Below are 12,899 nucleotides of genomic sequence, written 5' to 3'. Positions count from 1 at the left end.
TCGACGATCGTGAGAGCCAGTTGGCTGGAAAGCTTCGGTTCCTCTTTCGACTTCGAGGCAGTTGTCCCGAACGGGAATCTTTGTGGGCGGCCGTTCGTCTTTCTTGCAGGATGTACGGGGGGTGTACGGGGGCGCGGAGCGAGCACCGAGAGGTGGCGTGAAGCGGAGCAGGCCGGGCACTCACTGTGCAAGCGGCCGGTGCGGGGGCACCGGCGCGAGGTGTCGCAGGCATGGCCTGAGAGCGGTGGGGAGTGACGTGGTGTCGGAGACGGCGGAGCGGCGGGAGTTGTGGATCGAGGAGCCGGCGAAGCGGCGCCGGATGCCCGATCCGGTGCGTACGGCGGCGGTGCGGGCCGTCCTCATCAGTTCGGTCACCCTGATCCAGGCGATGGTCGCCTTCCTGTGCACGCTCGCCGACTCCTGGCTGGCGTTCCCCATGGTGCTCAGCAGCGTGGCCAGCACGGTCGTGGCGACATGGAGCGTGCTCGACGTCTGGGTCACGCGCCAGGTCTGGTACCAGCGTCACGGCGTGGTCTCGGTCCCGGCGAGCACGGCGCGCCAGCTGCGCAAGGAGCGGCGGCAGGCCCGACGGGCGGGGCACCGGGCGCCGGAGGGCATACGGCGGGCCGGTGGCGCCGGTCAGCTGAAGCACACGTGAGGTTGTCGTGGGTGAGCACCGGTGAGGTTGTTGTAGGTGAGCATGTCGCCGGGACACCCGTGAGCTTGTCGCCGGAGCACCGGTGAGTTTCTCGCCGGGTCGTAAGGCGGGGGCCAAGTCGGGCGGCTCACACGGGAGTTGTCGGCCCTGCCGGTAACCTGATGTTCCACATCGCGCACGAGGGCGCGTCTTGCGCAACGATGCGTCCCGGCAACGGGCCGCCGGGTGGTGGGAGCCGAGCCATGCCACGTAAGCAGGCCCCGACCGAAGCCGGGACCTCCGCCGTACAGTCCGTGGATCGCGCCGTCAGCGTCCTGGAGAGCCTCGCGCGGCGCGGAGAGGCCGGAGTCACCGAGATCGCCGACGAGCTGGGCGTGCACAAGTCCACGGCGTTCCGGCTGCTCGGCGTGTTGGAGAACCGGGGCCTGGTCGGCCAGGCCAAGGAGCGCGGCAAGTACTACCTGGGGGCCGGGGTGCTGCGTCTCGCCGGAGCGGCGGCCGTGCGCATGGACATCTCGCAGGAGGGCGGCCCCGTCTGCCGCGACCTCGCGGACGAGCTCGGCGAGACGGTGAACATCGCGGTGCTCGACGAGGACATGGCGGTCAACATCATGCAGGCCCGCGGCGCCGCGTCGGTGACCGCGCAGAACTGGCTGGGCCGGCGCACGCCGTTGCACGCCACGTCCAGCGGCAAGGTGCTGCTCGCGCACCAGCCGCCGGTCGTGCGCGAGGGATTGCTCGCGCGTACGCTGCCCCGGTTCACCGAGCACACGCTCACCGGGACGGATGCGCTCCGCGTCGAGCTGGGAGAGGTGGCCGAGCGGGGGTACGCCGTCGCCGTGGAGGAGCTGGAGGTCGGCCTCGCCGCCGTGGCCGCGCCCGTCCGCTCCCACGACGGCACGGTGATCGGGGCGATCAGTGTGTCGGGTCCGGTCTACCGCCTGACGGAGGAGAGCCTGCCGACGTCGGCGAAGCGGACCGTCGCCGCGGCCGCAGAGTTGTCGCGCCGCATGGGCCACGGCTTCTGACCGACCCCGGCCCGCCGGGCTGGTGCACTGCCTCTGCCCCGGGCACGGCGCGCCGCACTCATGCACGGCCTCCGACCGAACCCGACTCGCTCGGCCAGTTGTGCTTGCCCCCACCCCTTGACGCCGCCTCTCCCCCGTTCCCACTATGGGCCTTCGGCGTCGTCTCGCATCGCGCAACAGGTCCTGCAATACGCAACAACCGGGCCGGTTCCGTAGGCTCCGTGGGTTCTGGAGGAGCGGCATGTCCAGCGCGGCAGTTGAGCACAGCACTCCCAAGATCGTCGTCATCGGTGCCGGGATCGTCGGCTGCTCGCTCGCCGACGAGCTCACCGCCCGCGGCGTCCGCGACCTCACGGTCCTGGAGCAGGGGCCGTTGCCCGCGCCCGGCGGGTCGACCTCGCACGCGCCCGGGCTCGTCTTCCAGACCAACCCCTCCCGGACGATGACCGCGTTCGCCCGCTACACGGTGGAGAAGTTCTCCGCCCTGCGCGTGGACGGACAGCCGTGCTTCGACCGCGTCGGCGGCCTGGAACTGGCGACCACCTCCGAACGCTGGGCCGATCTGCACCGCAAGTCCGGCTGGGCCGCCTCGTGGGGGGTGCGAGGCGAACTGGTCTCCCCCGCCCGCTGCAAAGAGCTTTGGCCGCTTGTCGATGAATCGATGATCCTGGGCGGCTTCCACACGCCCGACGACGGTCTGGCCCGCGCCGTCCCCGCCGCCCAGGCCCAACTCCTCCGCGCTCAAGAGCGCGGCGCCCGTGTCCTGGACCGCCACACCGTCACCGGCATCGAACAGGAGAAGGGCCACGTCACCGGCGTCGTCACCGACCACGGCACCTTCCCCGCCACCCACGTCGTCTGCGCGGCCGGCTTCTGGGGCCCGGTGATCGGGCGCATGGCCGGCGTCGAGGTGCCGTTGCTGCCGCTCGCCCATCAGTACGCGCGGACGAAGCCGTTGCCGGATCCCATCCGCACCGGGGCCCCGCACGCCACACCCTCGAAGCCGATCCTCCGTTTCCAGGACCGGGACCTCTATTTCCGCGAACACACCGACCCGGCCGGTACCCGCCTCGGCATCGGCAGCTACGCCCACCGCCCCCTCCCCCACGACCCAGACCGGATCCACGCCCACACCAACGCCCACACCGACGCCCACGCCCACGCCCACGCCCCGGGTATGCCCTCCTCCCTCCCCTTCACCGAAGAGGACTGGCTGCCCAGTTGGGAGGAGTGCCGGCGCCTCATGCCGGCCCTCCAGGACACCGGCGTCGAGGACGGCTTCAACGGGGTCTTCTCCTTCACCCCCGACGGCATGCCGTTCCTCGGCGAGGCCCGGGCGCTGCGCGGGTTCTGGCTCGCGGAGGCCGTGTGGGTGACGCACTCGGCCGGGGCCGCGAAGGCGGTCGCCGAGGTGATGCTCGACGGGCACGCCGCGACGGACCTGCACGAATGCGACCCGGACCGGTTCGAGGAGGCGCAGCGTTCACCCGCGTACGTACACGACCGGGGGGCGCGGCAGTTCGTCGAGGTGTATGACGTCATCCATCCGCTGCAACCGATGGACCGGCCGCGCCCGTTGCGGGTCAGCCCCTTCTATGCGCGACAACAGGAACTCGGCGCGTACTTCCTGGAGGGCGGTGGCTGGGAGCGGCCGCACTGGTACGAGGCCAACCCCGTGCCGCCCGAGGGGGCCGAGCGGCGCGACCCCTGGTCCGCCCGTCACTGGTCGCCGATCGTCGCCACCGAGGCGAGGGCCACCCGCGAACGCGTCGCCCTGTACGACATGACCCCGCTGCGCCGCCTGGAGGTCACGGGCCCTGGCGCGCTCGCGTTCCTGCAGCGCATGACGACCAACAATGTCGCGAAGAGGCCGGGCTCGGTCACGTACACACTGCTGCTCGACGAGAAGGGCGGCATTCGTTCGGACCTGACCGTGGCGCGGCTGGCCGCCGAACGTTTCCAGGTGGGTGCCAACTCCCCCGCCGACCAGGTGTGGCTGCAACGGCACGCTCCCGACGACGGCAGTGTCCGGGGCCGAGACATCACCTCCGGCACCTGCTGCGTCGGAGTGTGGGGGCCGCTCGCCCGCGCCCTCGTCCAGCCCCTGACCGGCGACGACTTCTCGCACGAGGGGTTCGGGTACTTCCGCGCGAAGGAGACGTACATCGGGCATGTCCCGGTCACGGCGCTGCGCGTCAGCTACGTCGGTGAGCTGGGTTGGGAGCTGTACACCACCGCCGACCTGGGCCTTCGCCTGTGGGACACGCTGTGGGAGGCGGGGCGCGGGTACGGCGTCGTCGCGGCGGGCCGCTCGGCGTTCAACAGCCTGCGCCTGGAGAAGGGGTATCGCGCCTGGGGCGTCGACATGACCGAGGAGCACACCCCGTACGAGACGGGGCTCGGCTTCGCCGTGCGGATGGACCGGGGCGACTTCGTCGGGCGCGCGGCGCTGGAACGGCTCACGCCCCCCGCGCGCCGCCTCACCCCGCTGCTCCTCGACGATCCGTCCGCCGTCGTCCTCGGCAAGGAGCCCGTTCTCGTGCGCGGCGCGCCGTCCGGCTATGTCACGAGCGCCGCGTACGGCTACACCCTCGGCCGCTGCGTCGCGTACGCCTGGCTGGAGACGCCGTCGCCGCTGCCCGCCGGGACCGGTGTGCATATCGAGTACTTCGGCGAACGGCTGCCCGCGACCGTCGCCGACGAGCCGCTCTTCGACCCGCAGATGACCCGTATCCGCAGATGATCCGTATCCGCAGATGACCCGCGCCCCCAGCTGACCCCGCCCTCAGCTGAAAAAGGCAACACTGTCACTCGGCCCACCGGCTCATGGCCCACTGGGAGGCCCCATGTCCCCCACCTACGACGTGATCGTCATCGGTCTCGGCGGCATGGGCAGTGCCGCCGCGCACCATCTGGCCGCGCGCGGCGCCCGCGTGCTCGGCCTGGAGAAGTTCGGCCCTGTGCACCATCGCGGGTCCAGCCATGGCGGCTCGCGCATCATCCGCCAGTCGTACTTCGAGGACCCCGCGTACGTGCCGTTGCTGCTGCGCTCCTACGAGCTGTACGAGGAGTTGGAGCGGGCCACCGGGCGTGACATCGCGACCTTGTGCGGCGGTGTCATGGTCGGGCGCCCGGGCTCGCGCACGGTCGAGGGGTCGCTGCGCTCCGCCGAGCAGTGGAACCTTCCGCACGAGATGCTCGACGCGGGCGAGATCCGGCGCCGTTTCCCGACGTTGACGCCCGACGACGACGAAGTCGCGCTGTTCGAACGCAAGGCCGGACTGGTCCGCCCCGAACACACGGTCGCCGCGCACCTCCAGCTCGCCGCGCGGGCCGGTGCCGACCTGCGCTTCGAGGAGCCGATGACGCGCTGGGAGCCGTGCGCGGGCGGCGGGGTGCGCGTGCACACCGCCGAGGGCACGTACACCGCCGGGCAGTTGGTGATCTGCCCCGGCGCCTGGGCGCCCCGGCTGCTCACCGATCTCGGCGTGCCGTTCACCATCGAGCGGCAGGTCATGTACTGGTTCAGGCCGAGCACGGGAGTGGCGCCGTTCCGCCCCGAGAACCATCCGATCTACATCTGGGAGGACGCGGCGGGCGTGCAGGTCTACGGGTTCCCCGCCATCGACGGGCCGGACCTTGGCGCCAAGGTCGCCTTCTTCCGCGGCGGCGCCGAGTGCACCCCGGAGACCATCGACAGGACCGTCCACGACGACGAGGTCCGCGCCATGGCCGACCACATGTCCCGCCACATCCCGGCGCTGCCCGGCACCTTCGTCAAGGCGGCGACCTGCATGTACTCCAACACGCCCGACGAGCACTTCGTCATCGCCCGGCACCCCGCGCACCCCGACTCCACGACCGTGGCCTGCGGGTTCTCCGGGCACGGGTTCAAGTTCGTCCCGGTCGTCGGGGAGATCCTCGCCGATCTGGCGCTGACCGGTGCCACCGCGCACCCCATCGACCTGTTCGACCCGCGCCGGCTCACCGGCGCGCCCACCGCCTGAGCCACCTCGCGCCGAGCCACCGCCACGCCCCTGTACGAAGCCCCACGCCGAGCCACCGGCATCCGCACCGTCCGAAGTCCCGCGCCGGGCCACCGGCAGCACCGTCCGAGCTGTCCCCCGCCGGGCCACCGGCACCCGCACCGTCCGAGCTGTCCCCCGCCGGGCCACCGGCACCCGCACCGTCCGAGCTGTCCCGCGCCGGCTCACCGGCGCATCCGCCGTCCGAGGAGCCCGCCGTGCCGACTCTTCCGCTGCCGCCGAGTCTGGTGGCCACGCTGCCGGGCCGCTACTACACCGACCCGGACCTCTTCCGCGCCGAGCAGGAACGGATCTTCGAACGCCGGTGGATCTGCGCCGTCCGCAGCGCCGATCTCGACGCCCCCGGTGCGTTCCGCACGGTCCAGATCGGCCGGGAGAGCGTGCTGATCACCCGGTCCCGTACGGGCGCGCTCCGCGCTTTCCTCAACGTCTGCCGTCATCGCGGCGCCCGCCTTTGCATGGAGGCGGAGGGCCGGGTCCGGCGCAGCCTGCGCTGCCCGTACCACGCGTGGACGTACGACCTCGACGGGCAGCTGATCGCGGCGCCGCAGCTGGTGCGGATGCCGGACGTCGACCGTTCCGCGTACGGTCTCGTCGCGGTCGCCCTGCGCGAGTGGCTCGGGTACGCGTGGGTGTGCCTGGCCGACGAGCCGCCGTCGTTCGAGGCGTCGGTGCGGTCGGCGGCGGTCGAACGGCTCGGCGACGCGGCGGCCATCGACCACTACGGCACCGACCGGCTCGCCCTCGGCAGGCGGATCACCTACGACGTGCGCGCCAACTGGAAGCTCATCGTCGAGAACTTCATGGAGTGCTATCACTGCGCGACCATTCACCCCGAACTCACGCACGTCCTACCGGAGTTCGCGAACGGTTACGCGGCGCAGTACTTCGTGGGGCACGGCGCCGCGTTCGGTGCCGACGTGCAGGGGTTCACCGTCGACGGCGGCGAGGGCTTCGCCGCGCTGCCCGAGGTGACTCCCGAGCAGGACCGCCGCTACTACGCGGTCACGGTCAAGCCGACGGTCTTCGTGAACCTTGTGCCCGATCACGTGATCCTGCACCGCATGTTCCCGCTGGCCGAGGACCGTACGGTCGTCGAGTGCGACTGGCTGTACGCGCCCGACGTGGTGGAGTCCGGGGCCGACGTGTCGCGGTCGGCCGAACTCTTCCACCGGGTCAACACGCAGGACTTCGCGGCGTGCGAGCGCACCCAGCCCGCCATGGCGTCGCGGGCGTACCGCGACGGCGGCGTCCTCGTGCCCACCGAGCACCACATCGGGATCTTCCACGCGTGGGTCAGGGAGCAACTGGGCGCCGCCTAGCGCCGGTTCACGCCTCCTGGACCGTCTGCTCGGCGCGAGCGGCGGGCACCGTGGGCTCCACCGCTTCGACGGGCTCGGCAGACTCGACGGGCTCGACGGGCTCGGCAGGCCGCTTGAACATCCGGGTCGCCGTGATCTTCCCATGCACCGTCTCCCCCTCCGGATCCTGCTGCGGCAGCCCCGGGCGCAGATGTTCCTCCACGCTGATGTACTTCAGGCCAGCCCGCAGGTCCGCGTCGTTGCGCAGGCGGATGACCAGCGGGAACTCGGCGAGCGCCGTGGTGTCGAAGAGGCCGGTGGTGTAGAGGAGCTGAACACCGAGCGCGTCGGAGACGGCCCTCTGGAGCTCCAAAAGGTACGTGGCATTGGCGCGGCCGATGGGGTTGTCGAGGAACAGGGTGCCCGCGTGGCGGTGCTTGTCGCGGCCCCTGTCGTTCGAGCGCAGTGCGGCCATCGTGCAGTACAGGGCGATGGCGGCGGTGAGCAGCTGGCCGCCGGAGAACACGTCGCCCATCTGCCCGACGGGGACCCGCTCGGCGCGCAGTACGGCGTCGGGCTTGAGGATCTCGACGGCGACACCCTTGGGTTCGAGGGCGGCGCCGACACTGCGCAGCAGCAGGGACATGCCGTCGCGCCGCATGTCGGAGTTCTTCTTCACGGCCGCGCGTGTGGCGTCGTCGATGACCTCGCCGAGGCGCTCGGTGAGCGTCGCCTGGTCGGGCTCCTCGAAGCGGATCCGCAGGAACTCCTGGCCCGACCATTCGCCGAGCCCTTCCGGGAGGCGGGACAGGCGCTGGGCGGAGCGGAGCGTGGCGAGCGAGGACTCGACGAGGCCGCGCAGCCGGTCCACGATCGAGTCCCGGTTGCGCTCCAGCTGCGCCAGCTCGTCGGTCAGGACGCGCAGCCGGGGCGCGAACGCGTCGGCCCAGCGCTGCGCGTGCTCCGGCAGCGCCGACGCGGGCAGCTCCCGGATCTGCTGCCGCGCGGGCGTGCGCACCTGCTCGTACCGCGTGGAGTTCGCGTGCCGTACGAGGATGTCGCTCGCCTCGCGGACAGCGGTCTCGGCGGCGGACAGGTCGGCGGCGCAGCCACGCAGCGAGCGGCGGGTCTCGGCGGCGGCGGTGCGGGCCTCCTCCAGGGTGCCCGGGTAGGGCTCCGGCTCGTCCTGTTCCTCGCCGTCGGTGTGGTCGCGGAGGAGGTCGCGCAGGAGCGCGGCCGTCTCGTCGAAGCCGCCGGTGCCGTCCTCGGCGGCCCGGTGCGCGTCGAGGAGTTCGCTGTGGGCGGCGCGGGCGGTGCTCAACGCGTCGGTGCGCACGGCCAGTTCGGTGGTGACGGTGCGCAGCAGGGCGCCCGCCTGCTCGGCGTCGGCGGGGACGAGCTCCTCGGGCAGCTCGGTGTGGGCCCCGCCGTCCTCGGGCGCGTGCCGCTCGGCCTCGCCGCGCAGGCGGCCGAGCTGCTCGCTGGCGGTGGAGGCGCGGGTCTCCAGGAGCTGGACGAGCTCTTCCGCGCGGGCGGCGGCGGCCTGCCGGGAGGGGCCGTCGGACCCGTCGGGCGATTCGAGGAGGGCGGCGGCGCGGGTGCGCACCTTGTTGCTGAGCCGGTCCAGCTCGCTGAGCGCGGCGGACTCGTCGCTCTCGGCGCGGGCCTGCTCGGCACGAAGGTCGGCGCCGACGCCGACCTTCTCGTACAGCTGGGACGCGGCGCGGTACGCCTCGCGCAGGGCGGGCAGCGACGCCTTGGGCGCCTCCCCTTCGGGTACGTCGTCGGGGGCGCCCGCGATCTCGGCGCGCTCGGCGCGCAGCGCGCGGGCGGTGCGGCGGGTGTCGTCGGCGGAGCGCTGGGCGGAGCGCCGGTCCTCGTCGGCGGCGCGGGCGTGCTCCAGGCACGCCTGGGCGCGGGCCTCCGACTCGACGGCCTCGTCGGCGAGTTCGCGGACCTTGGCCTGCCAGGCCGCGCGCTCGCGCAGGCGGTAGGCCAGTCCGGCGAGGGCGTCGGCGGTGCGCCGGGCGCGCTGGGCCGCCTCCTGGCGTTCGTCGCGCACACGGGTCGCCTCGGCGGCGGCCTCGTCGGCCTCGGCGCGCACGGTGCGGGCCTCGGCCAGCTCGGCCTCGGCCTCTCCGGCGAACGTACGGGCCTGCTCGGCGGCCGTGGCGAGTTCGATCAGGCGGCCGGCCGGGCAGCCCGCGCGCCAGGAGGTGAGCCGGGCGGCCAGTTCGCGGTCCTTGGCGAGGCGTCCGGCGAGGGTGCGGATGTCCTCGTCGCGCTGGGCGGCCCGCGCGCGCAGCGCCTGGCGCTCTTCGTCGGCGGCGTGCTCGTCGTGCATGGCCGGGTTCGGCGGCACGAGGAAGACGCCGTCGCCGGAGGCGTTCGCGCCCGGGGTGGGGGCGAGCAGCGCGGCGGAGGTGCCGACGGCGACGGCGGAGCGGGGCAGGAGCGCGGCTCCCGCGAGGGCTTCACGCGCGCGTGCGTGCGAGGCGGGGTCGGTGATGATGACGCCGTCGACCAGCTCGGGGCGGGCGGCGAGCACGCGCGCGTGGTCGACCGGGTCGACGGACTGGGCGAGGTAGCGCCAGCCGGGCAGGGCGGGGATGCCGTGCTCGCCGAGGTACTCGACGGTGGCGAGGACGTCGGGTCCGGGCGGGAGCAGGCCGCCGTCGCCGAGGGCGCCGAGGATGCGGGAGTCGTCGGCGGCGGCGGTGCGCAGCTCGAACAGCTGTCGCTCGGCGGCGGTGACGGAGTCGTCGAGGAGGGTGGTGAGGTCGTCGGCGGCGCGGTCGAGGTCCTCGGGGGTGAGCGCCGCGTCGGCGGCGCGGTCCGCGTCGGCCGTGGTGATGCCGCTCGACGGGCCGACGCCGTGCCCGTCGGTGGTGGCGGTGCCGCTCGACGGGCCGACGCGGTCCCCGCCGGCCGTGGTGATGCCGCCCAACGGGCCGTCGACGCCGAGGAGTTCGGCGAGCCGCTCCTCCCCCGCCAGGGCTGCGGCGGCACGCTCCTCGGCCCGGTACGCCTGCTCGGCGGCGTTCGCGGCGTCGGCGGCGCGGGCGGCGGTCAGCTCGGCGCGGGCCTCGACCGAGGCGGCCTCGCGCGCGTGCTCGGTGGCGCGGCGGGCGGCCTCGCGGGCGGTGTCCCAGGCGGCGACGGTGGTCTTCTCGGCGTCGGAGGCGGCGAGCGCGGCGCGCGCCGGGTCGGCGTCGGGCGCGCTGTCGTCGAGCCAGCCCGCGCGGACGGCCTCGGCGGTCTCCTGCTCGACCTCGGCGAGGCGCTGGCGCAGGTGGCCGAGTTCGCTGCGGGCGCGCTGGGCCTCGGTGGCGGCGGCGGTCGCGTCGCGGTGCGCGGTCTCGCCCGCCTCCTGGAGGACGGCGGAGCGCTCCTCCTCCTCGTTGGCGTGGTGCTCGGCCTTCTCGGCGGCGCCGTGCAGGGCGCGGACGAGTTCGGCGGCGGCCTTCGCGCGGGCGGCGAGCGCGGGGGCGGCGTCGCGCTCGGCCTCGCGGATGGCGGCGGCCACGCGCGCGGAGCGGTCGGCGGCGGCGCGGTGGCGCAGGACGGCCTCGGCGGCCTGCCAGGCGGAGTGCAGGGTACGGGCGTCGGCCAGCTCGCGCTTCTGCGCTGCGGCGGCCTTCTCGGCTCCGGCGAGAGCCAAGGAGGCGTGCCGGTAGGCCAGTTCGGCGGCGATGAGGGCGCTGCGCTCGCGCGCGGACTCGGCCTCGGTGACGGTGTGCGCGGCGGCGGTGACCTGCTGGGCGAGGTCGGCGGCGCGCCCGCGCTCGACGCCCGCGCGCGCGGAGAGGCGCCGGGCGAGCGTGCGGGTGCGGCGCTCGGCGGCGGCGTGGATGTCCCGCGCGCGTGCCCGGGTGTCGGCCGCCTCGACGATGCGGGTGAGCAGGTCGACGGAGCCCGCGGTGAAGTCGCGCTCGGCGATCAGCTCGGCGCGCCGTCCCAGCTTGTTGCCGAAGCCGCTGACGAGGTCGGCCAGGCCGTCCGTGTCGCGCGTGTCCGTGACGGCGCGCAGCAGCAGGTCGGTGAAGTCGGAGTCCTTCTTGACGGCGAAGAGCCCCGCCGCCTCGCCCTCGTCGGCGTTCATCTCGCGCTGGTAGCGGAAGAGTTCGGGGTCGAGGCCGAGGTCACCGAGGTGTTCGTTCCACCGGTCGTGGCCCTCCTCCCAGTTCACCTCGAGGTGCGGGTACGCCTTGCCCGCCTCGGTCAGGGCGTCCCGGAAACCCTTCATGGTGCGACGGCGGCCCTGCGCGCCCGAGGCGCCCTCGACGGCGGCCCGTACGGCGGTCGACTCGGCGACGGGCAGCGAGTCCAGGCTCAGCCCCGGGCCCGGCCGGAACGAGTACCAGGCCTCGGCGAACTTGCGCGGGTCGTTGGAGACCTGCCGTCCGCGCCACTCGCTGGCCTTGCCGACGACGACGCACTCGCCGGTGAGGGTGTGCTGCCACTCCAGGGCGACGTGTCCGCAGTCGTCGGCCAGGAGGAACTTGCGGAGCACGCCGGAGCTGGCACCGCCGAGCGTGTTGCGGTGTCCTGGCAGCATCACCGAGAAGATCAGCTTCAGCAGGACCGACTTGCCGCCGCCGTTCTCCAGGAAGAGCACACCGGCCGGCGCGGGGCGGCGCGGCGGGCCGACGGGCTCGTCCTCGAAGAACTCCGCCTGGGTGGGCGCGGGGTGGGGCACGGGCGCGCCGACGCCCCGCAGGTCGAGCACGGTGTCGGCGTAGCGCGCACCGGCCGGCCCGATGGAGTAGAGGCGAACCCGGGACAGCTCGTACATGGCGGACTCTCGTGGTAGGTACGGACGTTCGAAGGGACGGTCGGCGTCTGAAGGGTCAGGCGGTCGGGCAGTCGGGCGACTTGGTCGGTCAGGCGGTCAGGCGGTCAGGCGGTCAGGCGGTCAGGAATGGAACGGAAGGCCCGCGTCCGCGACCAGCTCCGCCGCGCCCTCGTCCATCGGAGGCGCCAGGCTCGCGGAGCCGTCGGTCACGGCCACCACGCCGAGGTCCAGGAGTTCGGCCATGGCGGCGGTGCCGGCCATGTCGCGGACCTGCAGCTGGTAGCGGGCCGTGGTGCGGTAGGTGCCGCCGCCGTCGTCCCCGGTTCTCTGCAGGAACCCGGAGTCCGTCAGGAACGCGACGGCCTTGGCGACGATGCCGGTCGTGGACCCCGCGAGGCGGCGCGCGTCCTTGGTGGCGCCGGTGGAGCTGCGGCGCGCCCAGATCCGCCAGGCCGCTTCGAGTCCGGGCGCGTCGGTGGCCGGGTCGGTGTTCTCGCCCTGTTCGTCCGCGCGCTCCTCCAGCTTGCGGCAGGCCTGGCGGACGAACGCGTCCACCCCGTTGACGCTGACCCGGCCGATGTAGCCGTCGTCGGCGAGGTCCTCGGGGCGGGGGAAGGCGAGCGCGGCGACGGCGAGGTGGGCGAGGCCGTGCAGGAAGCGGTCGGTGGAGTCGGCCGCGGTGCGGCGGGCGTAGTCGCCCATGCGGACGGCGAAGACCGAGTCCTCGGCGGCGGTCACGGCCATCCCCGCGCGCGGGGACACCTCCAGGACGACGAGGCCGAGCCCCGTGGCGACGGCGTCGGCGAGCCGCGCGAACGGCGGGTCCTCGCGGTAGCGGCGCAGCAGTTCGCCGTACTCCTGGTCGCGGGAGGGCTGGAGCTTGGGCTGGAGGCCGAAGGAGACGAGCCGGGCCGCGTCGGCGGCGTCGGCGGGCGTGACCGGCGCGGGCGCCTTGACCGAGCCCGGGGCGGCGGCCTCGGGCTCGCCCCACTCGGGGTGCTCGTCGGGGTACTCGGTCACGGGCGGTGCTCCTTGGTCATGTCTTGGTGGGTCGGGCGGTGGTCGTCGAGG

The 12,899-nt window shown here is 73.7% G+C and carries 7 protein-coding genes; 5 read left to right on the top strand and 2 right to left on the bottom strand.

The window, feature by feature from the left end; genetic code table 11:
* The first annotated feature begins 103 nt into the window (after positions 1–103).
* The 5 genes from C1N81_RS36440 (at position 104) to C1N81_RS36420 (ending at position 7,054) form a co-directional block, all read left to right on the top strand.
* Positions 104–658, top strand: a complete 555-nt coding sequence (locus tag C1N81_RS36440; RefSeq protein WP_394435646.1) for a hypothetical protein — start codon at positions 104–106, stop codon at positions 656–658.
* Positions 659–900: 242 nt separating this feature from the next.
* Positions 901–1,686, top strand: a complete 786-nt coding sequence (locus tag C1N81_RS36435; protein WP_394435644.1) for an IclR family transcriptional regulator — start codon at positions 901–903, stop codon at positions 1,684–1,686.
* A 241-nt stretch (positions 1,687–1,927) separates the two neighbouring features.
* Positions 1,928–4,429, top strand: a complete 2,502-nt coding sequence (locus C1N81_RS36430) for a GcvT family protein (protein ID WP_394435643.1) — start codon at positions 1,928–1,930, stop codon at positions 4,427–4,429.
* Positions 4,430–4,532: 103 nt separating this feature from the next.
* The gene (gene solA / locus C1N81_RS36425; RefSeq protein ID WP_394435641.1) at positions 4,533–5,693 is read left to right on the top strand and encodes an N-methyl-L-tryptophan oxidase; all 1,161 of its coding nucleotides are present in this window, start codon (positions 4,533–4,535) and stop codon (positions 5,691–5,693) included.
* Positions 5,694–5,929: 236 nt separating this feature from the next.
* Positions 5,930–7,054, top strand: coding sequence for an aromatic ring-hydroxylating oxygenase subunit alpha (locus C1N81_RS36420; RefSeq protein WP_394435639.1), 1,125 nt, complete (start codon positions 5,930–5,932; stop codon positions 7,052–7,054).
* Between the two features lie 7 nt (positions 7,055–7,061).
* On the opposite strand, the gene C1N81_RS36415 is transcribed toward C1N81_RS36420, so the two are convergent.
* Complete coding sequence (locus C1N81_RS36415) at positions 7,062–11,828, bottom strand: hypothetical protein (protein WP_394435637.1); 4,767 nt, start codon at positions 11,826–11,828, stop codon at positions 7,062–7,064.
* 120 nt (positions 11,829–11,948) lie between these two features.
* Positions 11,949–12,848 carry a hypothetical protein gene (locus tag C1N81_RS36410; protein WP_394435636.1) on the bottom strand — a complete coding sequence of 300 codons (900 nt, stop codon included), beginning with the start codon at positions 12,846–12,848 and terminating at the stop codon, positions 11,949–11,951.
* Positions 12,849–12,899 lie beyond the last annotated feature (51 nt).

The organism is Streptomyces sp. SGAir0957, from assembly GCF_043523415.1.
This window is presented reverse-complemented; position numbering and strand designations above follow the sequence as displayed.